Here is a 13501-nt window from a genome sequence, read left to right as displayed (position 1 = left end):
GTGGTTGCTGACCTGAGAGGGCGCTGCATGAGTCTTTGAGTTTCTGTCGTCGCCTGATGGTGTGGGTGCGGGCGGAACCCACTGGTCCGCAGCCGGTTGGCTGTTGGAGTGGCGTGGTGAGTGAACGAAGCCGTACCCAAGCCGCTTATCGGGTGGGCAGTGGTCGTTGATCGAGCCGGTGATCACGCGTGGAAGGATCGGCACCGCTCGGCCAGCCGTCACAAGGGCACCTATGCGATGCGGGAGACCGTGAACGCGAACCTCTACCGAAAGCCGGACCGGCTGACAGTGGGCCTATCGCCGCTTGGCGGGACGACGGGACTGACGAGGTCATCCATGAACTCCTGCCCTGGTCAGGCCCGTGAGAAGGCCTGCCGATCAGAGGACCCGACCCTGGTGGTGCTGGACACCCAGAGTGTCCACGCGGCTGTCGGGGCCCCCTCCTCCACGACCGGCCAGGACGCGGCGAAACGGGTGTTGGGCCGCAAGCGGGGACTGGCATTGGACGTCGTGGGAACTGGTCGAGCCGGTCCCGAACGCCTGGCCGGCCAATGTCGAGCGCCGCGGCCGCAGGCTGCGTAGCCACCCTGGACGCCGTTCTCTACGTGAACCGCACGGGGACCCCTGGCGATACCGGCCGCGCACGATCTGTTGGCCGTCGATCATGGGATTGGTCATGCGGTCCTGGCGGGGCGGAGGTTGGGCAGTGGCTGGCGGACGCGGGGCAGGCCGGGGGAGACGGGTGCGGCCGCGGCGGACCATGGTGGTTGCTTCTTGGATCTGGCTTGGTCTTCGTCGGTGAGGTTGTCGAGGTCTTGGCGGACACGCTGTACCAGGCGGCGGACGCGCTTGATTTCGTCGTCCGACGGCAATGCCTGCGTCCTCGCCCAGCTCTCGGCGTCGGCGAAGCCGGCCAGCCGTTCGCGGTTGCGCAGGAGGTCGGTCAAATCTGCCTCCAGGCCGAAGAGTTAGGAGACGTCGGTGCGGAAGTGTCCGCAGCCCACACAGCGCAAGCGCACGGGACAGGGCGACGTTCCTCTCCGCCTAACGGTGACGTCGAGTATCGGAATTGTCTGAATGCCTGGTCCGGTTCTTGATCGACAGGGGTGCAATCGCTCTGACAGGGTGTGCCGATGCGGATACCCAGACAGGCAGCAAGAGTCGCGGTGCTGGACCCGGCCGGAGCGATCTTCATGTTCCGGTATGACAACGAGGAAGTCGGCGTCCACTGGGCGATGCCGAGCGGTGGCATGGATCCGGGCGAGACACCGCTGAAGGCTGCTGAGCGTGAGTTGCGCGAGGAGACCGGGTGGACCGACGTCGAGGTCAGCACAGTGTTCTGCCTCTGGGAACATGACTTCACGCGAGCCGGAGTCCCTGTCCGGCAGCACGAGCACATCTTCCTCGCGCATGCCCCTCACCGAGATCCAGTCGGTGACCTCGCTGCCGCTCATGCGGCGGACAAGATCCTGCGCTGGCGATGGTGGACGCCGGATGATCTGTCTGGTGACACAGAGCCGTTGTGGCCGCCGCAGCTGCCAGAGTTGCTCGCTGGCGTGCGGAGAGATGGTCCGTCTGCGTCGCCGGTTGACCTTGGCTATGTCCCGAACCTCGAATAGCGCCATCAGCTTGGACTGACCGTGTCCTGGTCTCAGGAGTCCCTCCGGCGGCTGACCTCGGCAGCGTAGGTGGCCAGCCGTCCGCGGCGAGACCTTGCCGCGGACGGCGAAGTCAGTGTGGATGCCCAGGGTGCGATTGAGGATCGCCGCGGTGATCTCGGTGGTGAGTTGGAAGGGCGCGGTGCTGCGGGCCAACGCGCTGAAGGGATCCCGTGCCGTAGCGGCCAGGTACGACAAGAGAGCGTACGTCTTCCACGGCACGATGGCCCTCGCAGCAGCCGACTGTGGCTCCCATGATGCCCCCCGGACAGACCTCGGTGCGGAGCGTTGCTGACGTTGACGAGAGACACGCGTCGGCAGCACACGGCCAGTCGACGTGCCCTTCGACGGCTGCGTGTCCGAGCGCCGTTTGCACCGGCCGATCGCGGCGGTCTTCTTCGTGGCCGGCCCGGTACAGCACGCCGCCCCGGGTTACCGGAACGTTCCGGTAACCCGGGGCGGCTCCAGGGCAACTCGCCCTTACCGGGACGGACTCAGCGTTCCGCGGCCCCTGCGCGGGCCCGCGCTACTCGATTGCAATGGGGAGAATCTTCACGGACGAGGCGACATCGTTGAAGTTGCCGTTGTCGCCGTTCAGGCTGATGCGCTCCTTGGGGAAGAGTGTCGCCGGTACCCCCTTGTAGTCGTAGTGCGGGTACACCCGCACGACCCGGTTGGTGTTGTTGACGATGGAGCTGGTGCCGTCGTTGAAGTTGTGCTGGTCCAAGCGCGGCATGTCCTCGTCCGTCATGAGGATTCGGGCCGGGCCGCCACCGTTGAAGTCCCAGTTGTCATAAAGGCACACATAGCCCGTCCTGCATGCCCACGTGCCCGAGCCGTAGTCAATGCCCCAATCCGCGGGTTGTGCCGGGGCCGCTGATGCGGGCCCGGTGAGCAACGTGGCAAGGGCCGCTGCTCCGGCAGCAACCGCGATACGGATCTTCACGTGTTCCCTCCCTCTATGTCGAGCGTTGCGCTCTCCCCAAACTTCCCTTCCCGTCATAAGCAACTCGACATGCAACAACCACTGCGAAACCACACCATAGTGTAATCAAGTCGCGCCCTAACGCAGCTCGGTCACACACCCCGCCGGACACGCCCCAACTAAGCCCTGTCGGCGGATCACGGGCGGATCCAGAGTTCAATCGCCGCAGTGGTGACCGGTGCCGTCGAAGACGTAGGCGCGGGCGCCCGCGCGGTCAGAGAAGCCGCACCGAACGCCCTCGAAGCGGCCGACAGGTGGCACCTGCTCCAGAACCTGTCCGCGGCCGTGGAAGAGGCATGCCATCAACATTGCGCCTGCCTGAGCAAACGTGCTGACGAGGAGACCGCCGACGTCCCACTGGCACCTCAGTTGATGGGCCTTCCACCGCACGAGTTGTCCCGAACTCAGATGATCGAGCGCACGTGTCACCGGCACGTGGACGTCCACCGGCTCATCGACGTCGGCTGGACGATCAGCGCCATCGCCCGCGGCTGAACCTGGACCGCAAGACCGTGCGACGCTTCCGCGACACCGACCTCGACCATCCTGGCCTCAGCACACGAGCGCCACCCCGCCGAAGTGCTGGAACCGTTCAAGCCATACTTGAACTCACGCCTCACCCAGACGCTCGGTCAGGCAGCGGCAGCCGCCTGTTCCTCGGAATCCGAGAACGCGGCTACCAGGGCAGCAGCCGCCAGGTTGTCCGCCTACACCTCGCCGCCCTCCGGGCCGGCGCCGCCGAACCCGTCCGGGTCGACATCCCGAGTCTCCGCAAGATCACCTCCTGGATCATGCGGCCACGCGAGGCCGCCCTTACCGAGAGTCAGGAGGAGCCACTGCTCGAAGTCCGCCTCGCCTGCCGGGACATCGCCCTCCGCCGCCAGAGCGGACACCTCCTTCTCGACTGGATCCGCCAGGCCGAGCAGGGCGCTCCCAAACCGATGAGCGGATACGCCGGCTTCCTCCGCCGCGACCTCGACGCCGTCACCGCTGGCCTCACCCCCGTGGAGTTCACGCAACTGCGGTCGGAGCCAGATTCAAAGAGCGCCATCACCTGGCAACGAACGGAAGAGGAGTCGGACCCGCGCCTGTGAGGATTCGTCTGCCTGGAGGAGGACCGGCTGCGCCTCTACCTCGACGCCGAAGACCTCCCTGACGTGACCGCCGTGGACGTGCGGCCCGTCCGGCGCCCTCGCCGCCCTGCTCGCCGGCTTGCCGAGCTTGATCACTGAGAAGCAGCGGATGACGGAGGGGCGGCGACCCTCACTGCTTCAACGTGGTGGATCTGGCTGACTGGTGACTGACGCTGAAAAGTCCGTCGGTGGGCATCGCCCCCGTCGGGTCCTTGCTGCTGACAGGCGTCGGCGCCCTACGCCCTCGCCACCCTGGTTCCATCCGAGCGGCTTGTGCGAGAGCGGGAGCATCACCGACCGTTGCCGGTCTGCAACCCCGGCTACTCCGTCGATTGGCCAGGGGTCCGGGTGATGAGGGCGTTGATTGTCTTGCCGGGGCCAGGGCCGGGAGTGGTGGTCACGGCGTCGGTCAGGCGGCGGACCATGTGCCAGCCGAAGCCTCCGCTGCCGCCGTTGAGGTCGGGGGCGACCTCGCGTGGGGGCGAGGGATTCAGGTCGACGACTGCGGCGCTCACCGCGTCGGGGCCGGCGGACAGTTCGAGGGTGTAGCGGCCGCCGCCGTGGCGCAGGGCGTTGGTGACGAGTTCGGACACGACCAGGACGAGGGTGTCTGCCACGTCCACTCCGAGTGCCGGCCTGAGGCTGTCGGCGAAAGCCCGGGCGATCTCGCGGGCTCGATGGATGTCAGCTGCGCTGTCGCCCATCGTTCGATGTGAGGCAACCGTGTTGGTGATCTTTGTGTCGTTCATGCACGTACACCCCACCTGGATCGGTTGTACCGCTTTGCAGAACGGTTAGCGTGCCCGCTCGAGCAGCTTCCACACGGGGACGGCAGAATCCTGACTACTCGAACTGAAAGAAATCTGCCTTGGCGGTAGTAGACATTGCCGTTTGGTCGGGTAGTGTTTCGCTCGTAGCCAGGACAGCAAGTGAGGCGCGGCAGGGATGAACTGCCGCGTATGCAGGTTCAAGCGAGTTGTGGCACGGCAGCGGAACCTCAGGGCCGGATGCGCCAGGGTCCTCGGGTTGGCTGCCGGGCCGGACGGCCCGCAGGGGCGGATTGTGGCACGGCAGTGGAGTTACAGGGCCGGACGCATGCAGGGGTCTTGTCGCTGATTGCCGGGCCAGCGGCCCAAAAGGGGGCGCAAGCAGTCCCGCAGTTCCAGCAGTACGACAGATTGATCGCAAGGAAAGAAGGAGGTAGACGCCATCAGGATCGCCCGGGCGAGGAAGAGTCCGCTCGGGTACCGAAGGCCCCGGAAGGTAGGTGGTCCCCGGTCACGCATCCGCGATCCCCGCATTCCCGTCCATCCCCCGGGCGGAGATGCGGAAACAGGTACCCGGCACAGAAGTAGCCGGTAGATGGTGTTGCTTTTCCGGGACCCTGGTGCCATGCGGCACCAGGGTCCCTTCACCTGTTCAGGCAAGAGGCTGCAAGCGCTTTGAAGGCCCCCGCGATGGAGGAACTCCGTAGTCCCACCCACTCCAAGGCGTTCTGGCCCTGCGGCCCCGTCGGGGTCGCATCAGCCATCCCCGGACGGCAGTGCGGGTCCCAGCAGCTGCGTCCGGCGCTGCTGCTCCGGACCTGGGGGGTCACCTCGTCGTTCCTCCGCAAGCGGGCCGATGCCTGCGAGACGGCGTTCGAGGTCATCCGCAAGGCGGGGCGTGGCCGAGGGCGCGAGCACGGGCCTGGCCCGCGCGGCCGACGGCTGGAATTTCGTCAGAAGTCTCGACGAGCTCCAGGGGTGCTGGGAGGCGTTGAACAAGTTCGTTGTGCAGCGGCTCGACCAGGCAGCGGCCAACTTCCGCCTCAGTGCGGACGCCTACGACGCGAACGAGACGCGCACCGCCTCCCAGTTCTCCTGAGGATCACCGACCGCACCGGAACACGGGACAGGACATGCCCGGCTTCACCGTGCTGCTGCAACTCGACGTCGCTGGACTGGAGACATTTGCGCCGGTCATGCGGTTCGAACAGCGGCTGTGCGGCGCGGAGCTGTGACTCTCTTTCTAAGGCGTGTCGGCGTACACGTTTCTCTCCTCAACCGGTTACACAGGAAGAGACTGCCGGGGCCGGCTGCTGCGTGTCGTGATCGTCCGTGGGCTCAGCCGACCCTGACGCGCCTATCGGCAGAGGGCGCCGTCGCGACAGGTGCCCCTGCCGCAAAGCAGCAAAGCAGCCCCGGGACCCACGGGGTCAGGCTCCCTCCCGCGCCGGGCACACGCTGCCGAGTCGCGATACCCTCCAGCCGTCCCCCACGATCCCGCCCCCGGCGGCGAGCAGCACCCCCGAATGCGCCCGTACCGCCTCCGTCAGGGCCCTCCCGCGCAGCGCCGGGTCCGCGTCGAGGGCCTGGGTGAGGGCCGTCACCGCGGTCCTGGCCCGCCGTACCGCGCACATCTGCGGATGCACGGCCCACACCTCGCGGCCGTCTGCCGCCCTGGCCAGCGCACCGAAGGAGACAAGGCCGCAGTCCACCGGGGTGAGCACCGGGCCGGCGCCCCGTAGGAACCGCCCGAACCGCTCCTGCGGCGCCAGTACGGCCAGTACACCCCCCGACCGCAGCGCGAGCCCCGCCGCCGCGGCGGCCGTCCCGACGCCGTGCGCGAGCGCCACCCAGTCCGGCCCCTCGTCATGCGCCACTGTGAGCGCCTCCGCGCCCAGGGCTACCGTTCCCTCGACGATCGTGCGGGCCAGTGCGTCCTCGTCGGGTGCCCAGCTCAGCGCGGGAGCGTCGGCCCGTACGAACGGCAGCAGACAGGGCAGTCCGGCGGCCCGGTACAAGGGCAGGGCCCGGCGTGCGCCGTCCGCGTCGCTGTGGCCGACGACAGCCGTGTAACCGGCGCATGCGACGGCGTCCGCGACCCCCGGGGTCTCGTCGTGCACGTGCCACTCGGCGGCGTCCGGAAACGCGGACCGCGCCTTGTCGACCCGGCCGAGGAGGACCGTGCCCCAGACCGTGCGCGGCCCGGTCAGCGGGGCGACGACGGCGATGCTCGGCCGTGGCACTGGATCAGCCCCAGATGAACGAATAGTTGCCGTTGGCCGAGGCCGCGACCTGCGGTTCGGCGTGGGCAGTCGCGGCCGCCCCGCCGAGGGCGAGGACCGCGGCGAGCGCTGCGAACATTCCGCGGAGCAGGTATCTACGGCGCGAGGGTGCGGCGGCGTACGAGACGGAAGCCGCGGCGTACGAGACGGATTCGGACATGGGAGTTCCCCCCGGAAGTGGTTGGTCGGTGTGTGACCAGCATGTTCCAGCGATCTCATCCCGCCTACAGGAAAGGGAGTTCCGGGACCGGACATGGCCAGGGGCGGACGCCTTCCACGCACTGATGTCCGCATCGCAGACAGAGTTATCCACAAAGTGAGACAGCCTCTAAGATCCGTGACGCGAGGACCGCAGGGGGAGCGGCCGTGGAATGAGGGGGCGGTCAGGGGTGGACGCACGCGCAAGGGCCCAGGAGCTCTATCGGATCGCCCTGGATGATGCCTCCTGGCACCCAGAGCTGCTCACCGAGGACCGCGGCTGGAGCGGTACGGAGTTCGCCGAGGTACTCCAGCTGCTCGGCAGACTCGGCCTGTTCGTACCGTCGGCCGACACCCGCAACGGCTGGACGGCGCTCGCCCCCGACACCGCCCTGCGCAATCTGCTCCTCGAGGAGGAGCGGCACACGGGCGCGCTGCTCGGCGCCGTCCAACAGACGCGGTCCGCGCTCGCGCAGGTCGTCGCGGACTTCCAGCCTGTGCACGCCCGCGAGCTCTCCTCGGTACAGATGGAGGTGGTGACGGGCGCGGCCAATGTGTCGGCGGCCCTGGAGGACGCCTCGCAGCGCGTCGAGGAGGAGGTCCTGTCGTTGCATCCGGGCCATGCGCTGCCCGCCGAGATGATCGAGGCGGGCTTCGAACGGGACCGGCTCGCGCTGGGCCGCGGTGTACACATCCGTACGATCCATCTCGGCTCGGCGGCCGCCGTACCGCACATGGCCGCCTATCTGCGGCGGCTCGCCGGCGCGGGCACCCAGGTGCGCACCGCACACACGCTGCCGCTGCGCCTGATCGTGGTGGACCGCTCGCTGGCGATCGTGCCGGCTCCGCAGTCCGCGGACGGGGAGATCGCCGCGGTCGTGCTGCGCAGCGAGACCCTGGTCGACGTGTTCAGAGGGGTCTTCGAGCACTGCTGGGCGGGCGCGAGCGTACTGCCCTACGCGGCCGCCGGCGTTGAACCCGGCGACGCCGAAGGCGACTGGCGGCCCACCGGCCGCCACCGCGAACTGGTGCGGATGCTCGCCGGTGGACTGACCGACGAGGCGATGGCCCGCAAGCTCGGGCTCTCCGAGCGAACGGTGCGCCGCCTCGTCTCCGAACTGACCGAGCGGCTAGGCGCGGCCAGCCGTTTTCAGGCCGGTGTCTGCGCCGTCCGGCTCGGCTGGCTCGACGACTGACCCGGCCGGCTCGACGACTGACCCGGTCGGCTCCGCCCGGTCCACCGCTGCCTCCCGCTGCTGCGGTACGGCGGCGATCCGCCCCCACCCCGTCCCCGCGAGGACAAGCAGCACGCCCACGAGGCCGAGCCATCCCGGCTCGTCCCCCGCGAGGGTGATGCCGACTACCGCGGCCCATACCGGCTCCGTGCCGAGCAGCAGACTGACCCGCGAAGGCGACGTCCTGCGTACCGCCCACATCTGCACGAAGAACGCGAACAGCGTGCAGAACACCGACAGGTACAGCAGCCACAGCCACTGCCCGACCCCGAAGTCCGCAGCGGCCGCCCACGGTGTGCCCCCGGTCCCCGGCGTCGCCAGAAGCAGCACGAACACCGCTACGGCGCTGCCCAGTTGGACCGTGGTCATCGACAGTGCGTCCGCGCCCTGCACCGACTCCATACGCGACATCGCGAGGACGTGGACGGTACGGGCGACGGCCGCGCCCAGCATCAGCAGATCGCCGAGCGATGGTTCGCTGAAGCCGGCGCCCTGGGTCAGGAGCAGCACGCCGAGCACCGAGAGCCCCGCCGCCGCGACGAACGACCGCGACAACTTCGTTCCCCGTATACGGCTCTCGGCGATCGGCGTGAAGATCATGGTGAGGCTGATGATGAGCCCGGCGTTGGTCGCCGAGGTGTGCACGATGCCGTACGTCTCGAGCAGGAAGATCCCGGCCAGGATCAGCCCGAGGACGCCGGCCCCGCGTACCTGCGTGACGCTCAGCGCCCGCAGCTTCCGCCACCCGGCGACGACCAGTACCGGCAGCACGACGCCGAACCGCAGCACGAGCACCGCCAGCACGGTCTGCGTCGTGGTGACGCCCTTGGCGGCGAGATAGCTGGAGCCCCACACCACGGCGACCAGCAGGACGGGCAGATCGGTCAGCCAGGCACGGCGGGCCGCGGTGACGCTCATCCGGTACTCCTCAACAGGCTCTGTCAGAACGGCTGCGGCTTCAGCGCGCGGTGTAGGCGATCACCAGGACGTCACGGTGGGCGGTGAGTCCCGGGTCCACCGGCTGCACCGGGGTGACCGAGTGCAGAGTGCGGCGGTCGTCGCCGAGCAGCAGGTCGCCCGGCTCGGACAGCGTAGTGGTGAGCAGGTGCTCGCCCTCGTTGGTGTAGACGCCGCTCTCCCCGCCGGTGACGTTGGCGCGGCCGATCATCAGGGAGGTGATGAACGTGACCCCGTCGCGGTGCCTGCCCTCCGGCGCGGGCTGGCCCTTCTGGTCGACGGAGGCACTGATGCGGTACGGGTGGAGCTTCACGTTCCACGACGTCGTACCGTCGACGGCGCTGAAGAGCCGGCCGAGTTCGACGAGCACGGAGCGCAGCAGCGGGTCGCCGGCGAAGGAGTCTGTCAGCGGGTCGAAGACGCGCTCGATGCCGCCGTTGAGCGTGTTGACGTCGGATTCCTGGCGGTAGGGGGCGTGCGGCAGGAGCGTGAGCTCCTCGGCGGCCGGGTCGAGTTCGAACTGGCCGTACCGGCGGAAGCGGTAGGTGCCGCCGTCGGCCATGTACGTGTCGAGGGTGAGCTCGTCCCAGTGCGCGGCGAATCGCGCCCAGTCGTCGGCGCCGACGCCGACGAGGGAGGACAGTGCGGCGGCGGGCATCAGGTGTCCGCCGGGCCCGGCGAGGGCGTTGACGGCGTCGACGGCGACGGGATGGGCAACGGCAGTGGTCATGAAAGTGCTCCGTACGTATCGGTGTTCGGTACTCGGGTCAGTCGGTCGACGGCTCAGGCCGCGGCGAGCAGCAGCGCCCCGGCTCGGGCGAACGGCGCCGACTCGGCGTCGATCGCGAGCTCCTCCCAGGCCTCCCGATCACGCAGGTAAAGCGGCCGTCCTGCGGTGATGGAACGCGTGTCGGCGCCGCCGGTGCGCAGCCGCCAGGTCACGGACCCGGTAGTGCGGGACGCGCAGGTGTCGATGAATGCCTGGACGGCGAGCCGCAGTTCACCGAACCAGCGGCCCTCAAGGGCCTCGCGCGTCCACACCTGCTCCAGGTGCCGCTTCTCCCGGATGACTTCGGCGTCCAGGCAGGCACTCTCGATGTGCCGGTAGCCGCTGAGCAGCAGCCAGGCGGCGGGCATCTCGCGGATCTCCAGGACCTTCTCGCCGTGGTCGAGGTGCTCGAGCCCGGAGTAGCGGCCCAGTCCGTACGCGCCGACCCTCCGGTTGAGCCGGTCGACGATTTCCGTCAGCGGCAGCGGCTCGCCGTCGAGGGCGACGGGCAGCCCGCGCTCGAAGGCGACCGTGAGGTTGTCGGTCTCGCCCGGTGCGGCGGTCGGCCGGCTCCAGGCATACATCTCCTCGGGGACCTCATGCAGTTCAGGGTCGTCGAGGATGCCCGACTCGAACTCGCGGCACCACAGATTGGAGTCGCCGCTGACGATCCGCCCGGCGAGCAGGTCGATGCCCGCGGCCCGCAGCTCGACGAGCTTGTCGTCGCGGGTGACGGGGTCCAGGTCGTACGGGCTGCCGAACGCACCCTCGTAACGGAGCAGCCGCAGCGCCCCGTTGAGCCGTCGCAGGGTGTTCTGCGAGCGGTTGGCTGTGTGCAGCACGGCCTGGGCGCCGAGACCGCGGGCCAGCTCGACCGCGCTGTGGGCGATCAGCGGGCGGCTCAGCGTGGAGCTGACCGGATGGATGCCGAGGTAGACGGCCTGGGCGGCGATCGCCGGGGCGACGTACCGCCCGGCGAATTCCTCGCGCCGGTCGAGAATGTGGATCGTCGCCCCGAGCGCCTCGGCGACCTGCCGCTTGTACGTACTGGACTCGTCCTCGCCGATATCGACACTCACGGCGTGCACCTCGCGCACGCCCATCCGGCGCAGCCGCAGCAGCAGGTACGAGCTGTCCAGACCACCGCTGAACAGGGTCACGACGGGGCGGTCGGGGTCGAGCTCTTCGAGCTGGGAAAAGGAACGTATGAGCGGAGGATGCATGGCGCCTTCAAATTCTGTACTGGTCACAGAGCAGGAGACTTCCGTGCGCGACGGCCCCGGACAATGGATTCCGGGCGGCCGGGTCCGGTCATGACCGGACCCGGAAACCCCGCCAGACAAACAGGTCAGGCAGTCAGGTTGGGGATCTCCTGGATGTCGCACCACAGCACCTCGTGGTCCTCGGCCCCGACCGCCACGAACTGCGCGTCACCGTCCTGGTCGGCCACACCGAGCGTGGCGACCGGCGGGCGTGCGGCCCTTCTCCCAGTCCACCAGAGCCGCCTTGCGCACGCCGAGAGCGTCGGCGACTGGTCCTGCTTGAGGCGTCCGCCACTTCGCATCCAAGGAAGACGTGGTCGTCCAGTTCCTTGCCGACATGGGCACCGGCATCCAGGCAGAACTGATCGCCCGCCCCACCTCGGAACTCCCCTCGGTTGCCCTGCGGCACGCGGTCTCAGTGCCTATCGCCGCCTGCTCGGAGCACTCGGAGAGGGCGCTGCGCGTGGTTCAGCTGATCCTGGGCACCCCCGCCCTGCTTGCACGTTTCCTGGAGCGCCAGGCTCAGTGGCGCGAGGGCCTGACGGTGGAGCTGGCGCGCCGCCAGGGGCTTGAAGCGGACACCGACCTGTACCCGCAGCTGGCCGCCGGAATGGCGCTGACCGCCTTCAACGTCGTGCTCCAACGGTGGAGCGACAGTAACGGTGCAGATAACCCAGCCGAACTGACCGGCCGAGCCTTCAACGTCATCGCTCCTGCGCTCGACGCCGAAGAGCGGCAGTAACCCTCCGGCTGCCCGCCGTTCAGGTCGGGGTGCGCATGCGTGGGGTCTGCGGGCTGTGGACGTGCACGGCCACCTCGTTGCTGTCCGGGTGGGCGGCCAGGTCCAGGGTGCAGGTGCCGCCGCCGTGGCGCAGGGCGTTGGTGACGAGCTCCGAAACGACCCAGGACCACGGTGTCGGCAGCGTTGGCTGCAATCGCCGCTACGAGACCTTCGAGGGGAATCCCGGGCGCTCTCGCCGTGCGCCGGCGACGGATGTCGCGGAGTCAGGTCACCCTGATTTCCGGATCGTCGATGCTCTGTCCTGGCTGCCCCGGGCTTGTGCCCCGGCTGCGGCCCGTTGACCCGGCCTGCTCCCGCCCTCCATCGCTGTCGAGGTCGAGTACCTCACTGTCGAACACGCGAAAATCTATGTTGGCTGGAGTAGACATTGGGTGGTGGTGTGGTTATGGTTTCTCTCGTAGCCCAGAGGGACCGCAGGGCCTGGCAGGGACGAACTGCGGGGCAGCAGTACCGCAGTTGCAGTTCGCACAACGGTGCGGTGGTGGAGTGTCGAAGCCAGGGTTGTCGCAGGACGGTGACGGGACTGACGACCGGACCGGGTGGCCCGCAGTAGTCAGGGGCCGCCGTGAGCAGTACCGCAGATAGCGCAGTGGCAGTACCCGCAAGTGCAGTGCGCAGTACCCATTCGCAGTACCCAGCAGTGAAGTCAGTGAGCAGCACCTCGGTGAAGGCGTCGGCTGCGGACGCGCGCATCGGGAGGTTCGGCAGTGGGGTTCTAAGCCAGAGCAGATGCAGGACGGGCGACGGGGCTGGCTGCCGAAGAGTGGCGCTGTCGCAGGCCGCTGAGCAGTTCGCATCACCAGCAGTACGCAGTACCCCGCTTGGTAAGCAATTGATCACCGAGGGAAGAACGGAGGAACCGAGCGCCATCAGGATCGCCCGGGCGGAAGTCCTTGAGCCCGGGTACCGCAGGACATCGATAGTGAGGTGGTCTCCGGTCAAGCAACCGCGATCCCCGCGCACCCGACAGCATCTCGGTCGGGTCAGCGGACACGGAAGGCCGGCGCAGTACCAGGGCCGGCAGATGGTGTAGCAGTTCCTTCGGGGCCCTGGTGCCATACGGCACCAGGGCCCCTCCACGTGTTCCAGAGAGAGGTGCAATGACAGCAGACGACTCATACGGCCGCCTCGACGACGATGACTACCCCGCCTACACCATGGGCCGGGCCGCCGACATGCTCGGCACCACACCGCACTTCCTCCGTGCCCTCGGCGAAGCCCGCCTCATCACCCCGCTCCGCTCCGAGGGCGGACACTGCCGCTACTCCCGCTACCAGCTGCGCATCGCCGCGCGCGCCCGGGAACTTAAGAAGCCCAGCGCATCAACGCCGAATACCGCCGCACCGCCGAAGTGTCGAACCCGACGGTCGCTGCCTGAGCTTGTTCTTTATCTTCCGCGTTCCGTCACAACGGACGTTCCCTCTTCTCACGAGACTTGTTGAGTTCGCTGCCG

The 13501-nt window shown here is 68.4% G+C and carries 13 protein-coding genes and 4 pseudogenes; 8 read left to right on the top strand and 9 right to left on the bottom strand.

Annotation, left to right across the window (positions count from 1 at the left end):
- Positions 1-674 precede the first annotated feature (674 nt).
- Complete coding sequence (locus tag AC1P0E_RS00535) at positions 675-947, bottom strand: transposase (protein WP_482740146.1); 273 nt, start codon at positions 945-947, stop codon at positions 675-677.
- 186 nt (positions 948-1133) lie between these two features.
- Between AC1P0E_RS00535 and AC1P0E_RS00530 the strand changes: the two genes are divergently transcribed.
- Both AC1P0E_RS00530 and AC1P0E_RS00525 read left to right on the top strand, forming a co-directional pair.
- Positions 1134-1619, top strand: a complete 486-nt coding sequence (locus AC1P0E_RS00530) for an NUDIX hydrolase (protein WP_482740145.1) — start codon at positions 1134-1136, stop codon at positions 1617-1619.
- Positions 1620-1812: 193 nt separating this feature from the next.
- Positions 1813-1916: pseudogene (locus AC1P0E_RS00525) on the top strand (IS5/IS1182 family transposase); the annotation flags it as partial.
- A 268-nt stretch (positions 1917-2184) separates the two neighbouring features.
- Here the strand turns inward: AC1P0E_RS00525 and AC1P0E_RS00520 are convergent.
- On the bottom strand, positions 2185-2604 hold the full coding sequence (locus AC1P0E_RS00520; protein WP_482740144.1) for a peptidase inhibitor family I36 protein: 420 nt from the start codon (positions 2602-2604) through the stop codon (positions 2185-2187).
- 207 nt (positions 2605-2811) lie between these two features.
- Between AC1P0E_RS00520 and AC1P0E_RS00515 the strand changes: the two genes are divergently transcribed.
- Together AC1P0E_RS00515 and AC1P0E_RS00510 are read left to right on the top strand one after the other, a co-directional pair.
- A complete protein-coding gene (locus AC1P0E_RS00515; protein WP_482740143.1) occupies positions 2812-3138 on the top strand; it encodes a hypothetical protein in 327 nt (108 codons plus the stop codon).
- Between the two features lie 296 nt (positions 3139-3434).
- Positions 3435-3737, top strand: a complete 303-nt coding sequence (locus AC1P0E_RS00510) for a hypothetical protein (protein ID WP_482740142.1) — start codon at positions 3435-3437, stop codon at positions 3735-3737.
- A 359-nt stretch (positions 3738-4096) separates the two neighbouring features.
- Here AC1P0E_RS00510 and AC1P0E_RS00505 read toward each other — a convergent pair whose 3' ends face one another.
- The gene (locus tag AC1P0E_RS00505) at positions 4097-4525 is read right to left on the bottom strand and encodes an ATP-binding protein (protein WP_482740141.1); all 429 of its coding nucleotides are present in this window, start codon (positions 4523-4525) and stop codon (positions 4097-4099) included.
- A 916-nt stretch (positions 4526-5441) separates the two neighbouring features.
- Between AC1P0E_RS00505 and AC1P0E_RS00500 the strand changes: the two genes are divergently transcribed.
- Entirely contained in the window at positions 5442-5642 is a 201-nt protein-coding gene (locus tag AC1P0E_RS00500; protein ID WP_482740140.1) for a hypothetical protein, read from the top strand.
- A 331-nt stretch (positions 5643-5973) separates the two neighbouring features.
- Here the strand turns inward: AC1P0E_RS00500 and AC1P0E_RS00495 are convergent, their stop codons facing one another.
- Entirely contained in the window at positions 5974-6786 is an 813-nt protein-coding gene (locus AC1P0E_RS00495) for a hypothetical protein (RefSeq protein ID WP_482740139.1), read from the bottom strand.
- A 4-nt stretch (positions 6787-6790) separates the two neighbouring features.
- Positions 6791-6985 carry a hypothetical protein gene (locus tag AC1P0E_RS00490; RefSeq protein WP_482740138.1) on the bottom strand — a complete coding sequence of 65 codons (195 nt, stop codon included), beginning with the start codon at positions 6983-6985 and terminating at the stop codon, positions 6791-6793.
- 229 nt (positions 6986-7214) lie between these two features.
- Between AC1P0E_RS00490 and AC1P0E_RS00485 the strand changes: the two genes are divergently transcribed.
- On the top strand, positions 7215-8219 hold the full coding sequence (locus AC1P0E_RS00485) for a LuxR C-terminal-related transcriptional regulator (protein WP_482740137.1): 1005 nt from the start codon (positions 7215-7217) through the stop codon (positions 8217-8219).
- Here AC1P0E_RS00485 and AC1P0E_RS00480 read toward each other — a convergent pair.
- From AC1P0E_RS00480 to AC1P0E_RS00470, 3 genes are read right to left on the bottom strand one after another with little or no spacing between them, the layout of a single operon-like run.
- Positions 8154-9176 (bottom strand): DMT family transporter, encoded by a 1023-nt coding sequence (locus AC1P0E_RS00480; RefSeq protein ID WP_482740136.1) that lies wholly within the window; start codon positions 9174-9176, stop codon positions 8154-8156. The genes AC1P0E_RS00485 and AC1P0E_RS00480 overlap by 66 nt on opposite strands.
- A 40-nt stretch (positions 9177-9216) precedes the next feature.
- Positions 9217-9945 carry a 2OG-Fe dioxygenase family protein gene (locus tag AC1P0E_RS00475; protein WP_482740135.1) on the bottom strand — a complete coding sequence of 243 codons (729 nt, stop codon included), beginning with the start codon at positions 9943-9945 and terminating at the stop codon, positions 9217-9219.
- Between the two features lie 53 nt (positions 9946-9998).
- Positions 9999-11207 carry an argininosuccinate synthase-related protein gene (locus AC1P0E_RS00470; protein WP_482740134.1) on the bottom strand — a complete coding sequence of 403 codons (1209 nt, stop codon included), beginning with the start codon at positions 11205-11207 and terminating at the stop codon, positions 9999-10001.
- Between the two features lie 328 nt (positions 11208-11535).
- On the opposite strand from AC1P0E_RS00470, the pseudogene AC1P0E_RS00465 reads away from it, so the two are divergent.
- Positions 11536-11988, top strand: a pseudogene (locus AC1P0E_RS00465) (acyl-CoA-like ligand-binding transcription factor); the annotation flags it as partial.
- Between the two features lie 25 nt (positions 11989-12013).
- Here the strand turns inward: AC1P0E_RS00465 and AC1P0E_RS00460 are convergent.
- Positions 12014-12173, bottom strand: a pseudogene (locus AC1P0E_RS00460) (ATP-binding protein); the annotation flags it as partial.
- Between the two features lie 975 nt (positions 12174-13148).
- On the opposite strand from AC1P0E_RS00460, the pseudogene AC1P0E_RS00455 reads away from it, so the two are divergent.
- A pseudogene (locus AC1P0E_RS00455) lies at positions 13149-13426 on the top strand (MerR family transcriptional regulator).
- The last annotated feature ends 75 nt before the right edge of the window (positions 13427-13501 follow it).

The organism is Streptomyces sp. TRD_SC_5 (assembly GCF_056836825.1).
Note: the sequence above shows the minus strand (reverse complement) of the source record. Positions and strands in the feature narration are given on the sequence as shown.